Origin of the sequence: Sphingomonas sp. MMS12-HWE2-04, from assembly GCF_044881185.1 — a bacterium.
In the GTDB taxonomy this organism is placed as follows: domain Bacteria; phylum Pseudomonadota; class Alphaproteobacteria; order Sphingomonadales; family Sphingomonadaceae; genus Sphingomonas.
Map to the genome: position 1 here is coordinate 300,066 of NZ_CP173254.1, position 14,935 is coordinate 315,000.

At 65.0% G+C, this 14,935-nt stretch carries 13 protein-coding genes and 1 pseudogene; 6 read left to right on the forward strand and 8 right to left on the reverse strand.

Going from position 1 to position 14,935, the window contains the following annotated elements:
- Positions 1–23: 23 nt before the first annotated feature.
- Positions 24–2,225, reverse strand: coding sequence for a phage tail sheath family protein (locus AB2M62_RS01425; protein ID WP_404337175.1), 2,202 nt, complete (start codon positions 2,223–2,225; stop codon positions 24–26).
- 567 nt (positions 2,226–2,792) lie between these two features.
- Here AB2M62_RS01425 and AB2M62_RS01430 point away from each other — a divergent pair.
- Entirely contained in the window at positions 2,793–3,287 is a 495-nt protein-coding gene (locus AB2M62_RS01430) for a GAF domain-containing protein (protein ID WP_404337177.1), read from the forward strand.
- Between the two features lie 10 nt (positions 3,288–3,297).
- Here AB2M62_RS01430 and AB2M62_RS01435 read toward each other — a convergent pair whose 3' ends face one another.
- The gene (locus AB2M62_RS01435) at positions 3,298–3,681 is read right to left on the reverse strand and encodes a response regulator transcription factor (protein ID WP_404337178.1); all 384 of its coding nucleotides are present in this window, start codon (positions 3,679–3,681) and stop codon (positions 3,298–3,300) included.
- An 8-nt stretch (positions 3,682–3,689) separates the two neighbouring features.
- Positions 3,690–4,058 carry a response regulator gene (locus AB2M62_RS01440; protein WP_404337180.1) on the reverse strand — a complete coding sequence of 123 codons (369 nt, stop codon included), beginning with the start codon at positions 4,056–4,058 and terminating at the stop codon, positions 3,690–3,692.
- A 106-nt stretch (positions 4,059–4,164) separates the two neighbouring features.
- On the opposite strand from AB2M62_RS01440, the gene AB2M62_RS01445 reads away from it, so the two are divergent.
- Positions 4,165–6,687 carry an ATP-binding protein gene (locus AB2M62_RS01445; protein WP_404337182.1) on the forward strand — a complete coding sequence of 841 codons (2,523 nt, stop codon included), beginning with the start codon at positions 4,165–4,167 and terminating at the stop codon, positions 6,685–6,687.
- A gap of 291 nt (positions 6,688–6,978) precedes the next feature.
- Here AB2M62_RS01445 and AB2M62_RS01450 read toward each other — a convergent pair whose 3' ends face one another.
- The 3 genes and pseudogenes from AB2M62_RS01450 to AB2M62_RS01460 all read right to left on the reverse strand — a co-directional run bounded on the left by AB2M62_RS01450 (position 6,979) and on the right by AB2M62_RS01460 (position 9,033).
- Positions 6,979–7,281 (reverse strand): sensor histidine kinase, encoded by a 303-nt coding sequence (locus AB2M62_RS01450; protein ID WP_404339749.1) that lies wholly within the window; start codon positions 7,279–7,281, stop codon positions 6,979–6,981.
- Positions 7,282–7,702: 421 nt separating this feature from the next.
- Positions 7,703–8,434: pseudogene (locus AB2M62_RS01455) on the reverse strand (PAS domain-containing protein); the annotation flags it as partial.
- A 338-nt stretch (positions 8,435–8,772) separates the two neighbouring features.
- Positions 8,773–9,033, reverse strand: coding sequence for a hypothetical protein (locus AB2M62_RS01460; protein WP_404337184.1), 261 nt, complete (start codon positions 9,031–9,033; stop codon positions 8,773–8,775).
- Between the two features lie 90 nt (positions 9,034–9,123).
- On the opposite strand from AB2M62_RS01460, the gene AB2M62_RS01465 reads away from it, so the two are divergent.
- From AB2M62_RS01465 to AB2M62_RS01475, 3 genes are read left to right on the forward strand one after another with little or no spacing between them, the layout of a single operon-like run.
- A complete protein-coding gene (locus tag AB2M62_RS01465; RefSeq protein WP_404337186.1) occupies positions 9,124–10,629 on the forward strand; it encodes an ATP-binding protein in 1,506 nt (501 codons plus the stop codon).
- Positions 10,626–11,072: a response regulator gene (locus tag AB2M62_RS01470; protein WP_404337187.1), complete on the forward strand. Its 447-nt coding sequence runs from the start codon at positions 10,626–10,628 to the stop codon at positions 11,070–11,072. Before AB2M62_RS01465 ends, AB2M62_RS01470 begins: the two co-directional genes overlap by 4 nt.
- Positions 11,069–12,106, forward strand: coding sequence for a sensor histidine kinase (locus AB2M62_RS01475; RefSeq protein ID WP_404337188.1), 1,038 nt, complete (start codon positions 11,069–11,071; stop codon positions 12,104–12,106). Before AB2M62_RS01470 ends, AB2M62_RS01475 begins: the two co-directional genes overlap by 4 nt.
- A 74-nt stretch (positions 12,107–12,180) precedes the next feature.
- On the opposite strand, the gene AB2M62_RS01480 is transcribed toward AB2M62_RS01475, so the two are convergent.
- Both AB2M62_RS01480 and AB2M62_RS01485 read right to left on the reverse strand, forming a co-directional pair.
- Positions 12,181–13,482, reverse strand: a complete 1,302-nt coding sequence (locus tag AB2M62_RS01480) for an OmpP1/FadL family transporter (protein WP_404337190.1) — start codon at positions 13,480–13,482, stop codon at positions 12,181–12,183.
- Positions 13,483–13,515: 33 nt separating this feature from the next.
- Complete coding sequence (locus AB2M62_RS01485) at positions 13,516–13,929, reverse strand: DUF2147 domain-containing protein (protein ID WP_404337192.1); 414 nt, start codon at positions 13,927–13,929, stop codon at positions 13,516–13,518.
- A 309-nt stretch (positions 13,930–14,238) separates the two neighbouring features.
- Here AB2M62_RS01485 and AB2M62_RS01490 point away from each other — a divergent pair, with 309 nt between their 5' ends.
- Positions 14,239–14,637: a hypothetical protein gene (locus AB2M62_RS01490; RefSeq protein WP_404337194.1), complete on the forward strand. Its 399-nt coding sequence runs from the start codon at positions 14,239–14,241 to the stop codon at positions 14,635–14,637.
- Positions 14,638–14,935 lie beyond the last annotated feature (298 nt).

The window sequence follows — 14,935 nt, forward strand, 5'->3', positions numbered from 1 at the left end:
GGCTCCTTCCTCTCCGGCAGGCGTCAGATTTCGACCTGCCCCGCGATCTGGCGAACGGTGAGCACGACGAACTCGGCGGGCTTGAGCGGCGCGAAGGCGACGATCACGTTGACGATGCCGAGGTTGCGATCGGTCTCCGTCGTCGTATTGGCGTCGCACAGCACATAATAGGCCTCCAGCTTGTTGCGGCTGGCAAAGGCGCCCTGGCGCATCAGGCTGTTCATGAAGCTGCCCGCGGCAAGCCGGATCGACGCCCAGAGCGGCTCGGCGTTGGGTTTGAACGTCGCGAATTTGAGCCCGCGATACAGGCTCTCCTCGATGAACAGCATCGTGCGGCGGACCGGGATGTACTTGTCGTCGATATTGCCGGTCGAATTGGCGCCGACCATCATTCGGGCGCCCCAGCTGACTACGCCCGAGGGGAAAAGCCGGATCGCATTGAGCGCCTTGGGATTGAGGACGCCATTCTCCTCGTCGCTCATCACTCGGCTGATGCCGGTGACCCCACGGATCGTCGCCTCGAGCCCCGCGGGCGCCGTCCACACCCCGAAGGTGCCATCGTTGCGCGCCATCAGCCCGGCGATCGAGCCGGAGGGATCGACCGTCTTCGAGCCGCTGCTGCCGAGCTGCGGGATCTGCAGCCGCGGCCAGAACACTGCGGCATTGCGCGTCTCGACCCCGATCTTGATCGCGTCGGCACCGGCGCTCGCGGCGGGAATGTCGTTCCAGGTCGAATCCGGATCGACCAGCAGGATGCCGCGGCGCTTGGCGGCCGAGGCGCTGGCGACGCCCCAGATGCCATGCCGCTCGACATCGGTCTGATCTTCGGCGCGCGGCAACACCAGCAGGTTGTAGCTTGGCAGCGCGCTCTCGATGGTCTGGAAGGCAGCGATGTAGCGGCCGAGATCGGGCTTGACCCCATCGGTGCCCTCATCCGCCCCGACCGCGGCCTGGCGCGTGCCGAGCCCGCCGGCGCCGCCGACGCGGCCGAGCGAATAGGCGACGACATTGCTGGCCCCGGTCCCCGCCGAGGGGATGTCGAACAAATTGCCCGCGGCGCCGAGATCGGTGCCGCCACTGGTGGTCAACTTGCTGTCGAGCCCGGTATTCGAGGAGCCGAACTTAGGAGTAAGCCCCAGCCGAACCCCCTGCCGGGCGACCGTCCAGCGATTGGCGGTCCCGAGCGTGATCGCGCCGCCGAGTTCATCGAGCGCAGCGCGTACGGCGTTCAGGCTGCCGAGTGCGCCTGCCGGCACGGCGGGGTCGACAAAGACCTTATCGGTCAGATTGGTGGCGAACCCCCCGCCCGCGAGGGCCGCGCCGTTCGCCGGATCGGTCAGGGTGAAGCTGGTGACCGTGTTGCGTACGGCGTTGCCGAACGACACGAGCCCCTCGACCCATGCCAAGGCCGGGCTCGCCGTATTGCCTGGTGAGGCGACGATTCCGGTGGGCACCGGCCGGCGCGGCGAATAGCTGTCCACTTCGACGCCGCCCGACGCGATGCCGAGCTGGAGCGCCGTTGCGGTAGTCGCGCCCGAGGCGGGCGTGATGACGATCGCGCCGTCATTGCTTGCGATCTGCAGCACCCGCCCGAGGCCGCCCGAGGAATTGAGCGTGACCGTGATGGTGACCGCGACGCCATTGGCCGTGAACGTATCCTCGATCGATTTCTTGATGTGCGCTTCGGGCGTGCCCACCGGCGTGCCGAAGGCGACCGGGATCGGCGGACGTTCGCCGACCTGCACGTTGATCCGCCCGCCGGTGATGGCGGTCGTCACGGTGGCGCGCGCGGTCGCCTGGGTATTGCTGTAGATCACCCCGCCGATCGAAACCGCCGGGTTGGCCGCGAGCGGCGCGGCAGGATCGCTGCCGGTCACCAGCGCACTCGCGCTTTCCAGCACATCGGGCGCGTAGCGCGGCGACTTGGGATCCATCGTCAAGTTGGCGTGGGTCTCCACATCGCTTGCCGTGAAGCTGCCGTCGTTGCGCAAGGTCTGGCGATAGAGCCGCAAATTGAAGGTCCGCTCGGGACTTGCCGTGCCGTAATCGACTTCGGCGCGGACCATATTGCCCAGCGCCCCGGGATCGCGGGCGGTCAGCCGCAGCGTATCGGCATTGGCGAAGGTCTTGAGCAACACCGACGCCCGCTGGGCGTTGAGTGCGGTTCGCAGGATCCACGCCTCACCGCCGCCATTGACGAAGTACTGCCGCACCTGATCAGCCATCTCGCCGCGACTAGTGGCGCCGAATATTCGCTCATATGCTGGAAGACCAAGTACTTGCGTAGGGACCTCGAAAGGTCCCCTGTCCGCCATGCCGACGAAAACCGTAAGCGAGGTAGATGCAGCGGGAACGGCGCGTGCACCGCTTTGTTCTTCAACGACATAGACGCCGGGATAGCTGACGATTGCAGGCATAGGATCGCTCCTCGACGTGAAGACGAGTGGCTGGGAGACCGGTATTTGGATCGCGGCCGCATCCTACATCGCATAGTGACGCTAGGATAACGACTTGAACTCAACTCATCGCCCATTATCGCACTATTCGTCGCAATAGCATGCCCACAGCGGAGCAATAGAATTGTTACTCGGACACATGTTTCGCTTGCATTGGATGGATTCGACAAAAGCTGTGGAGTCGCGGTTTTGCGCGCAAAATCGGCGGCCCCGAGTTGGTGCAATGTTTCCGGGAGGCTACGCATCTGTTTCCACGAACAATCGCGGAGGCTTGGCTTTACCGATTACCCATCTTTTGCAGTGCAAGGATGATCTACCCCCCATCAAGGCCGCATCGTGATTTTCTACGCCCTTGCTCCCAAGCTGCCGCATGAGCGCGACCGCCAGGCCGCGGTCGACCGGCATGGGGTGGCGGAGAAACGCTCCCCGGTGCTCGAGGCGCTGGTGGAGCGGGCAGCCAAGTTGTTCGGCGCGACCATCGGGATCGCGACGGTGATCGATCATCAGCGGATGATCGTCTCGGCCAAGCATGGCACCAAAATGGGCGACATCAATCGGGACATCTCGTTCTGCGGGCATGCCATTGCGCGGCCCGACGAGGTGATGTGCGTGCTCGACGCGACGCAGGACAAGCGCTTCGCGGGCAATCCGCTCGTCCAGAACGATCCGTCAATCCGCTTCTATATCGGCGCGCCGCTGGTCGAGCCTGACGGGCAGGTGCTGGGCGCTTTGTGCGCGATCGACACGCGGCCGCGCGCCGCGCTGGATCCCGAACAAGCCGAGCAGTTGCGCGCGCTTGCGGCGCTTGCGACCGAGGAACTGCTGCGCTGATCGCGCCCCGTCAGGCGCGGCGCAAGCTGTTCTGGCGCAGAATTTCCTCGACGCGGCGCACCAGATCCTGGGGCTCGAACGGCTTCACCATATAATCGTTGGCGCCCGCTTCGATCGCCTCATCGATATGCTCTTCACCGCCTTTGGCGCTGAGCATCATGATCGGCGTGAGATACAGCGCAGTGAGCCGGCGCAGCGAGCGCAGGATCTCGACGCCCTGCATGCCGGGCAGCGAACGATCGAGGATGACCAGGTCTGGCTTCTTGAAGGCGATCGTGTCGAATGCCAGCGTGCCGTGCGGGATCACCCCGACAATGTGTCCGGCGTCCGCCAGAGTCTGCTGGACGACTTCGCCGACGAGCTCATCGTCTTCGACATAGATAATACGTGCCATGGGTTAGGTCAGGCCTTTGCAAGCAATTCCTCGACGCGGAAGACCAGCTCGTCCGGGTCGAAAGGCTTTTTCATATAATCGTTGGCGCCCGCGAAGCGGGCCAGTTCTTCGTCGCGCTCGCCGCGCCGGCCGGTGAGCATCATTACTGGCAGTTGCGCGAAGGCGGGGTTCTTGCGCAGCTCCTGGACGAGCAGCACTCCCGAAAGCTCGGGCATGTTGCAGTCGAGGATCACCAGATCGGGGCGGCGCGCCTTAATGACGGCGAGCGCGGCGGCGCCATCGGTAACCAGTCCCGCACCGTGCCCCGCCGCGATCAGCGCGTCCCTCGCGATTTCTCCGACGATCTCGTCGTCGTCCGCAATGATGATACGCGCCATATTCGCCCTCACTCGGCACTCTCTGCAACGCTACCTTGATCGAAACACGGCTAACGAAGCGTTATTTCCTTCTATATTAGCATGAAAGGCCGTCCAGGGAGCCAAAATGGCCAATCAAATCACCCGCAGGTCGCAGCTGTTGCTGGGCTTTACGCTTGCTCTGCTCGTCTGCTGCGCTGCTTCAGGGCTGTGGCTGGTGACCAAGAAGCAGAGCGCCGACCAGTGGGTGCGGCACACGTTTCAGGTGAGCGATCGGCTCTCCAAGGTTCGAATCCTGACCTTGCGCGCCGAGGTCTTCCGTCGCGGCTATCTGCTCACCGGGGACGACGAGGCGAGTGCGTCGGTCCAGCAGGTCGAAGGCGAACTGCCCGGCGAAATCCAGGCGCTCGCGCAGATGACCGCGGACAATCCACCGCAGCGTGCTCGCGTGCTGGCGCTCGAGCGGCTGGTGCGCCAGCGCCTGATCGAGACCGAGGAGACGCTCGAACTGCGCCGCACCGGCCGGTACAGCGAAGGCGCCGCGCTGATCGGCAGCGAGGCCAATCGCCGTGCCACTGCGCAGCTCGTCGGGCTGACCCGCCAGATCCGGGCCGAGGAAGAGCGGTTGCTGCAAACCCGCCTCCAGCGCTCGCAGGATCTCGAGGCGCCGATCCAGGTGATCCTTATCGGCAGCGGACTGGTCGTATTGCTGCTCGGACTCCTCGTCGCGCGCGAGCGCCGTGCGCGGATGATCGCGCTGCGTGACGCCAATGCGACGCTCGAACAGGATATCGCGCGCCGCGAAATCGCCGAGGCCGAGCTGTCGTTGCTCGCCACCAATGCGACCGACGCGGTGCTGCGCATCGACCTCAAGGGCGGCGTGACCTATGCCTCGCCCTCGGTAGAGCATCTTATGGGCATCCCGCCGGAGGGGGTGGTGGGCAAGCCGATCGGCATCGCTGTCGATGCCCAGCATCGCGAGGAGATGTTCGAATTCCACCATCTGCTGGCGATCGGCGAGATCGAGCGTGGGGTGATCACCTATCGCACCCACCGCTTCGACGATCGCAACCACGAAATGTGGGTCGAGGCACATGCCGGGCTGGTCCGCGACGCCGGCACCGGCGCCCCGCGGGAGATCATTGCGTCGCTGCGCGACGTCACCGATCGCAAGCGCCTTGAGCTCGAACTGGCCGGAGCCCGAGAACGGGCCGAGGCGGCGGCGCGCGCCAAGTCGAGCTTCCTGGCCAATATGAGCCACGAGATCCGCACGCCGATGAACGGCGTGCTTGGTTTCGCCGATCTGCTGGTCAACAGCGACCTGCCGACCGAGCAGCATCGCCACGCGCAGCTGATCGTCGATTCGAGCCGGGCGATGATGCGGCTGCTCAACGACATTCTCGACCTTTCGAAGATCGAAGCCGGCCAGATGCAGGTGGCGCCCGAGCGCATCGACCTGCGCCACGCGCTGCGCAACTGCGTCAAGCTGATCGAGCCGCCCGCGGCGCAAAAGGGGTTGGCGATCGTCTCCGATGTCGACCCGGCGATCCCGGCCTTCGTCAAGGCCGACGGGCTGCGCGTGCGCCAGGTGGTGCTCAACCTGCTCGGCAATGCAGTCAAGTTCACCGAACAGGGCAGCGTCACGCTGTCGGCGCGGCGCACCGACGATCTCGGCCGCCCGACGATCGAGATCGCCATCGCCGATACCGGCATCGGCATCCCCAAGGAGCGCCGGTCGGCGATCTTCGAACAGTTCGTCCAGGCCGAGCAATCGACGGCACGCCGCTATGGCGGTACCGGGCTGGGCCTCGCGATCAGCAACCATCTCGCCGGGCTGATGGGCGGCGACCTGCGTCTGACCAGCATCGAGGGGAAGGGGAGCGTGTTCACGCTGCGCCTGCCGCTTATCGAAGCGGAGAACGGCGCGGCGGCGGCCCAGGCGGATGCCGGCGAAGCGGCGCCGCAGCGGACACTGCGCATCCTCCTCGCCGAGGATCACGACGTCAATCAGGAACTGGTGCGGGCGATGCTTGCCCGGCTTGGCCACGGCGTGACGATCGCAGAGGACGGTGCCAAGGCGCTTGCCGCGGCGACCGAGGCGCAAAAGGCCGGAACGCCGTTCGATCTCGTGCTGATGGACATGCAGATGCCGGTGATGGACGGCCTGACCGCGACGCGGGCGATCCGCGCGGCGGGGCTGGGGCCGGAGATGCTGCCGATCCTGGCGCTGACCGCCAATGCCTATGCCGACGATATCGCGGCGTGCCGCGAGGCGGGGATGCAGGCGCATGTCGCCAAGCCGGTGCAGCTTGCCGATCTCGGCGCGGCGATCAGCCAGTGGACCGGGCGCGTCGCTGCGCCTGCGCCGGCCGCGCCGGCGTTCGCGACCAGGCCGTCGCTTGACCAGCGCTATGCCGCCCGCAAGGCCGAGCTGCGCGAACAGGCCGAGGACATCGTCGGCGAGGCGAATTTCTCGGATGCCGAGATCGAGGCGCTGTGCCAGTCGCTCCACAAGCTCGCCGGCACCGCCGGGCTGTTCAAGGAAGCGGCGCTCGGCGAACGGGCGAGCGCGCTGGAGGACGCCCTGGAACAGGCCGCGGTTGCGGCGCGACCTGCGCTGGTCGGCGAGGTGCTCGAAGCGCTGGGCTAGGCCAGGTTGCGCAAATTGACTTGATCGCTGCTGCGCGAGCCAACCTCTTGGTTGGGTTCGGTGAGGACGGAACAGTCTTTATTGTTCAATGACATATGGCTGTATCGGCATCCTCTCGGGGCGTTCGGCAGTTGTCGCTCGTTGACACGATCTGCCTATTCACGCGCGCGCTAAGCAACCGTCTGGTTGGTTCGCGGATTCATGGCAGCCGACGACTTCAAAGAGCGGGGTGTACCCTGGCATGAAAGGCGTGCTGTAGGACAGCCCCCGCTTTCCTCGCTGGGCGCCGGATCAGTCGGCGCTCGGCAGAGAGAAGCTGAGCGTGGCGCCGCGTTCGGAATTGTTGAACGCCGCGATGGTGCCGCCATGGCTCTCGATGATCGTCTTGGACAGCGAAAGCCCGATCCCCATGCCTTCGGCCTTCGTGGTGACGAAGGAATCGAAGATCCGGCCCAGTACGTCGGGCGGGATCCCGCTGCCGCTGTCGCGCACCCGGCATTCGACATGCGACCCGATGTCCGCCGTCGACACGAGGATCTGCGCCTCGCCTCCAGCGGAGGCATCGAGGGCATTCTGGAGAAAATTCAGGACCACCTGCTGGAGCTGGATGGGGTCGGCGCATACATGCTGCCGGGCGCGGAAATCGCAATCGATCGCCGCGTCGAAGCGCCCGGTGGCGGCGATGGCGATCGCTTCTCTGGCGACCGTTTCGAGCGCGATGTCCTGGCGCGTCGTCTGGCCCTTGGTCGTGAGATCGCGCAGCCTGCGGATGATGACGCCGGCGCGTATCGCGCTGGCCGAGGCGCCCGCGATCGAACTCAGCGATGCGCGAGTCTACCGGCTGGGCCCGCGACACCATCTTCGCCGCGGATAGATAGTTGCCGATGGCCGTGAGCGGCTGGTTGAGCTCATGCGCCAGGGTCGAGGCCAGCAGGCCCATCGCATTGACGCGTGCGACGTGGATCAACTCTTCCTGTAGGGCGGCGATTCTGGCCTGCGCGGCGTGCGACGCGGTGAGATCGGACCCTTCGACGAAGATGGCGGTGATGTTGCCATCGGCACCGCGCATCGGCCGGTAGATCAAATCGAGCAACGCGCGCTTCACGCCATCGCTGCGTTGCATCTCGAATTCGATGCCGTGCGCGACGAATGCCTCGCCGGTGGTGAACACCCGATCGAGGATGTCGGCAAAACCTTGCGAGGCGACTTCGGGAAACGCCTCGATCACGCTCTTTCCGACGACATCGCGCTCGACCAGCTGCAGATAGGCACGGTTGGCAAAGGTATATCGGTGATCCGGCCCTTCCAGCATCGCGATCAGGCTCGGCGTGTTCTGGAAGTGGTAGTGGAGCCCGCTGCGCTCGCGACGGACGATGTCGTCGAGCCTCTGCCAGTCCGGCCCGAGATCGGCTTCCGCGCCGTCCCGAGCAGCATCGGTTTCACATGCGTCGAAGAATATCTCCGGGATCTCGTAATCGCCCGAGGTGCCGCTGATGATGATGCTGTTCGGCACGCCGCGCACGGCCCAGTCGCGGTGCGCGGACATCGACAGATAGCCGACCGCCGCATGCGGATTATATTCACGAACGACGCGGGCGATATCCCAACCCGACATCCCGCCGGGCAGATCGACATTGGTGATCAGTCCGATCGACGGCGTCCCGTGGCGCTTCATCAGGGAGAGTCCCTCCTCCGCCGAGGCTGCGGACCGCGTCGCGAAGCCGCGCGCCGCCAGCTGCCGGCACATCCGCGCCCTGGCGGCAGAATCCGAATCGAGAACTAGGACTGAATGCACGCAGACCTCGTTTCCCTAGATCGTGGGACATCATTCAACGCGGCATCGTGGTGAAGGGTACGCCAAGGTGGGGAAGAGCCGATATCAGTAATAGTCAGCCGGACTTATGAGCCATGCCAGCCCCAAATTCTCGGCTGGGCTACTGTGCATCGAACCAACCACCGCAGATCATGGTTCCAGCAAGCGCATTCGACCGGCCCGATTGGCGGAGCGGCGCGCACCAACATAGCGCCTGCCCCATGATCCAGGCGGCGGCTATAGGAACTCGGGATGTCGTAACGGGCTTCGACTTAAGCCTCTTCGCTCCCGGCGACCAGGTCCATGAAGTTGCGCGCTGCTTCGCGATCGGCTTCGTCCTTGAACGCGACGTCGAGATCGGGCGCCGCGCCGAGCATATAAAGCAGCGACCAAAGCGCGAAGCGGCGGCTGCGGTCCTGCTCCATGCCCAGATCGACGCGCATCCGCTCGATCCCGGCGGTGAGCGCGTCAGCGGGAATCGTGCCCAGATCGGTCGTGGCGAAATAGCGCTGGAGCTGATCGTCGAATTGCATGGCGCCTCCTAGGCGCGCAGGGCATCGCCCGGCAAGCGCGCCGAGGTTTCGATTGAAGTCCCATGGCATAGCGCTCTACAGCGATACGGCATGTCTCCCGTCCCACCGACACAAGCGCAGTCCCAACTGAGCTTCGCGCGCAAGCTCGTCGGGCTCGTCATATTGGGCTTCCTCTCGTTGATCGCGGCGGCGGTCGCGACGGCATGGGTCCAGAGCCGCAACGAAGCCAGTTCGGCGCTGGTCCAGCATACACTCCAGGTCGAAGCGCGGCTCGGCCAGTTCACCAGCGCGATCGAGCGCGTCGAGACCGCGCGCCGCGGCATCATGCTCGGCGGCGGCCCCGATTTTCGCGCGCGCATGGAAGAATCGGCGACCGTAGCGGTGGCGACGCTCGACCAGCTTCACGCGCTCACCAGCGACAATCCGCACCAGCAAAGCCGCATCGCGGCGCTGCGCAAGATCATGACCGAGCAGCAGGCGATCCGCGCGCGGACCAGTGCGCTGACCACGGCGCAATCGCGCGCCTTTGCCGGCCAGGATTTCGCCACCGATCCCGGCGTCCAGCTTACCCGCCGTGCGCGCCGGGTGGCCGAGGCGATGCTTGCCGAAGAGCGCGGGCTGCTCGAACAGCGCGATCAGGAGCAGGTTCGCGCGCTGCGCACCTTTTACGGCATCCTGCTCGCCACCGGCGTGCTGCTCGTGCTGACCGGCGCAGTCACCGTGACGATCATGCTGCGCTACACGCGCGAACTGGCCCAATCGCGAGAGGAACTGCGCCGGTTTAACGAAGACCTGGAGGGGATCGTTGGCGAACGGACCTCCGAACTCCAGCGCGCCAATGACGAGATCCAGCGGTTCGCCTATATCGTCTCTCACGACCTGCGATCGCCGCTGGTCAACGTGATGGGGTTCACCGCCGAACTAGATGCCGCCCGCAAGACCGTGGCAGCCTATCTCGACAAGCTCGCCGAAACCCATCCCGACCTGATCGATGCGCCGATCCGGCTCGCCGTGAGCGAGGATCTGCCCGAGGCGATCGGCTTCATCCGCACCTCGACGCAGAAGATGGACCGTCTGATCAACGCGATCCTGCGGCTGTCGCGCGAGGGCCGGCGCACGCTGGCGCCCGAGCGCGTCGATGCCGACGCGCTGATCGCCTCGATCGTCGGCAGCATCCAGCACCGCGTCAGCGATGCCGGCGCCGAGATCGTCGCCGACCCGCTGCCCGAGATCGTCACCGATCGGCTGGCACTCGAACAGATATTGTCGAACCTGATCGAGAACGCCGTCAAATATCTCCAGCCGGGTCGACCGGGGATCATCAAGGTGCGCGGGCGCCGCGAGCGCGACCGGATCGTTTATGAAGTGATCGACAATGGCCGCGGCGTCGATCCGCGCGACCATGAGCGGATTTTCGACCTGTTCCGCCGATCGGGCGTGCAGGACCAGGCGGGCGAGGGGATCGGCCTCGCCCATGTCCGCGCGCTTGCCTATCGCCTCGGCGGGCTCATCGAAGTGCGATCGGAGCTTGACCGCGGCTCAACCTTCAGGCTTTCGCTGCCGATACATCTTAGCGGGGGCGGGAACGGACAATGACCGAGCATCAACCAGTTAACATCGTCATGATCGAGGATGACGAGGGCCATGCCCGCCTGATCGAGAAGAATATCCGCCGCGCGGGCATCTCGAACAAGATCCATCATTTCCTCGATGGCACGTCGGCGCTCAACTATCTCTACGAAGCGCCCGAGGGACCGGCCAAGAACGGCCCGGCGCTGATCCTGCTCGATCTCAACCTGCCCGACATGAGCGGCACCGATATCCTCGCGCGGATCAAGGCCGAGGGTAATCCGCTCAAGCGCACGCCGGTCGTGGTGCTGACCACTACCGACGACAAGGTCGAGATCCAGCGCTGCTACGATCTGGGCTGCAACGTCTACATCACCAAGCCGGTGAACTATGAGAATTTCGCCGACGCGATCCGCCAGTTGGGCCTGTTCCTCTCGGTGATCCAGATCCCGGAGGTCGGGGACGATTGAGCGACGTTTCGCCGCACATCCTCTATGTCGATGACGACGCCGGTCTCCGGCGGCTGGTAGAACGCGCGCTGACGCGGCGGGGCTTTCGCGTCAGCCTGGCCGAAAGCGGTGCCGAGGGCGTCGCGATGGTGCGGGCGGAAAAATACGATCTGGTGGCGATCGACCATTACATGCCGGGCCAAGATGGGCTGGCGACGCTGCAGGCGCTGCACGGCGTGCCCGAATGCCCGCCGGTCGTCTATGTCACTGGTTCGGAAGAGAGTCGCATCGCCGTGGCCGCGCTCAAGGCCGGCGCTGCGGACTATGTGGTGAAGTCGGTCGGCGACGATTTCTTCGACCTGCTCGTCACCAGCTTCCACCAGGCGCTGGAACGGGTGCGGCTGCGCAGCGCCAAGGAAGCGGTCGAGGAGGAGTTGCGCGCAAGCAACGCCCGGCTCGAGACGCTGCTCAAGGAAGTCAATCACCGCGTCGCCAACAGCCTTCAGCTGGTCTCGGCCTTCGTCCATATGCAGGCCGGCGTGCTCAGCGACGGAGCAGCACGCGCGGCGCTGACCGAAACCCAGCAGCGCATTCAGGCGATCGCCCAGGTCCATCGCCGGCTCTATTCGTCGAACAATGTCGAGCTGGTCTCGATGGACGATTATCTCGAGGCGCTGGTCGCGGAGCTCGAGCAGACCTGGTCGACGCCCTCGTCGCCGCGCCGGCTGCGGCTGGTCGCCGAGCCGATCCTGCTCAAGACCGACCGTGCGGTATCGCTGGGGGTGATCGTCAACGAACTCGTCAGCAATGCCTGCAAATATGCCTATGCGCCCGACACATCGGGCGAGGTGCGCATTTCGCTTGCGCTGGAGAGCGATGCGCGCTTCCGGTTGAGCGTCGAGGACGATGGCGAGGGCATGCCCAAGGACGGCTCGATCCGCGGGACGGGCCTGGGCACCAAGCTGATCCGCTCGATGGTGGCGAGCTTGCAGGCCGATCTGAGCTTCGACTCGGCGCATTCCGGGGTTCGCGCGGTGGTCCGCGCGCCGGTTTGAGGTTGCGAAGCGGCGGCGGCTTCGTCGTTCCGTGACAAGGAGCGCGCCTCCGCGAGGGAGGCGCGCCCGCCTGATCAGAAGCCGAAATGCCCGCCCAGCGACAGCACGAACGCCTTTGCGTTGCGCAGCTCGCCCGAGGTGAGGATCGGCGTCTGCGCGGCAGTGCCCGGATAGGCTGCGGTCACCCGATCGATCGAGGCATCGGTGAAGTCGACATAATTGGCGCCGAGATCGAGCCCGAAATGCTTGGTGACCTGATAGGAAGCGCCGGTGCCGAAATTCCAGCGGTTCGAATCCGGAACGCGCGCGTCGCGCTCGCCGTCGCGGGTCGGGGTCTGGGTGCGCTGGACGCCGGCGCGCAGCGTTAGCGATGGCGACACAGCATAGTCGAAGCCGCCGGCGATGCTCCAGGTGTCGCGATAGTTTTCGGGGATCGCAGCGTTGACCGGCGCGCCGAGGCGGATCGCGTCAAACTTGCTCCAGTTATAGTGCACCACCTGGGTGTTGAGCGTGAACCGGTCGGTCAGGTTGAAGCGCGCGCCAAGGATCTGCTGCGCCGGGGTGTAGAAATTGGCCTCGATGTCCGACAGCGCCATGTTCGACGTGGCGAACGGGCCGACCAGACCGCTGACGGTGAGGTCGCCCTTGAGATTGTGCTTGATCGCCGACTTGTACGAGAAGCCGACGGTGACGAAGTCGTTGTGCATCTGGAAACCGGCGGTCCAGCCGAGGTCCCAGCCATTGCCCTTCAATTCCTGGCGGCCGTCGGGAAGCGTGGCGAGGACGTTGGGCAGCGCGTTGCTGAGGCTGGCATCGGTATATTCGACATTGGCCGCGGCGCCGACGCGCAGCCAGTCGGTCACCGCGACGGCGAGCGAGGGCTGGATGTCGATGGTGCGCAGCTTGGTCTTGTCGGCGCTATAGCGGGCCCAGCTCGTCTCCGAATAGTCGGTGGTGAAGCTGTAGGGCGAGGTCACCGCGAGGCCGACCGCAACGCGATCGCCGAGCGGGATCGCCACCGCGCCCGAAGGCAGCACGCCGTTGTTGATCGGATTGCGCGAAACCGAATCGCCGCCGATCGGCGCGAAGGTGCCGCCCGGGCGGCGGATCAGCGTGCCGGTATCGACGACTTCGCCGCGCGGCAGGATCACGCTCGCGCTGGCGACGACTTCGGCATCGGTCATCCCGGCGATCGACGCCGGGTTCCACCATAGCGACGCTGCGCCGGTGTCGGCGACTTCGCCCGAAAAGGCGCGGCCCGAAGCACGGGCGGACTGTTCCTGGAGATAGAATGCCTGGGCGTGCGCCGTGGCGGCGAAGCCGAAGGCGCTGGTCAGCGCGGAAACGGCGGCAAGCGAAGCTTTACGATACAACATATGGGTAATCCTTGTACGCAACGAACAACAGGGTCAGCGGATGCGGGTCCAGGTCTGGGTCTTGCACAGCGGCCAGAACACGCAGCCCTTCAGCTTGAGCTGATCGGGGCCGGCGAGGGTGATCTCGGCGTTATAGGTCTTGCCGTCCTCGGCATTGTAGATCTTGCCGCCGCTCCAGCCCTTTGCCACGGCCTTGAAGCCATAGAGGATCTGCAGCCCGCGCAGCTGGCGAGTGCGCAGCTTGGCATCGGCATTGTTGACGTCGCGCGTATCGGGATTGGTGCGCAATCCGTCCGAAGTGATCAGGCGGCCGCAGATCGAGGCGCCGCAGCGCTGGATCTCGATCACGCCGTTGCGGGTCTCGGTCTTCCAGCGGCCGGCGACGGCATCATTGGCATTGGCCTGTGGGGCGACGGCAAGCGCCAGCCCGAGCATGATGGCTAACATGGCGATCCTCTCTTCTTATGGTCTTTTGCCGCCCCAATCACCTCGCCGGGGCCGCGTCAACCAGCGATGCGGCAGGCCGCGCGTTGGTGCTGGAACCGTAACGAAGCCGCGAAGTTCCAATGGCTTGGGCTTTTCCAGCCTGCCGTAGCGGCAGGCGCACAGGGGGCGGTGCTCCCGCAGGTCGGGGCGCGTGAGATGCAAAATCCGCACCCGAGCAAAAATCGCGCGGAGACAAGGCAAGAGCGAACCAATGGGCGGCCGAGTCGTTGGCTTTCTTTGCGAACCGCGGGGAACCGAGAAGCTCAGGCCATGGCTGACAAACGCACACCGCCCGACCGGGCGCAGGTCGAGCGCGAAACCGAAAGCGCGGCGGGGCCGCCCCACACGCTGGGCGCGCTGCTCGATGCCTGTGGCGAAGTCCATCACCCACGCACCTACGCGCGCGTACGCGAGGAGTTCGGGAGGGATTGGTGCCGAGGCCGATCGGATCGGGCGCGATCAACGCGGCGTTGCTGTTTTCCGGCTCCCGATAAGAGCGAAAACGGCGTGATTCGGAGCGATTCGGAAGCGATTCGCCCCGAAAAGGCCGGTCCGGAAACCTTCACAAACAGCAGAAAGCGACGGTTTTCTGCGGGTTTCCGGGGCACGTTTCATCGAAACGACATAAAATTCCAAAAGCCTGTTGACCGAATCAAAAGCCGGGCATAGAAGCCACTCCACCGACGCGGTGCTCCTCACCGGAACGCTTCGACGGTCACCAAAAACCAGGCGCCAGACCGCCCCACGAAAGTAGGGGTGGAAATGGCGTCGGTTTTTGTCGCTCTTTGACATAGTGATTTGATGAAGGGACATGTGGGCGGCGGCCCCGGTTACCAGCGGCTTCAAGGCGTTGGTGTATCGGTTAAAGCTAAGCTGCTCTTACATGTCTTTCACGTTTCCATACGTAATTGATTTTGTGCAGAGCGGCTCCTTGAGATGAGCGGCTTGGTTCTGGGCATTCCACCTG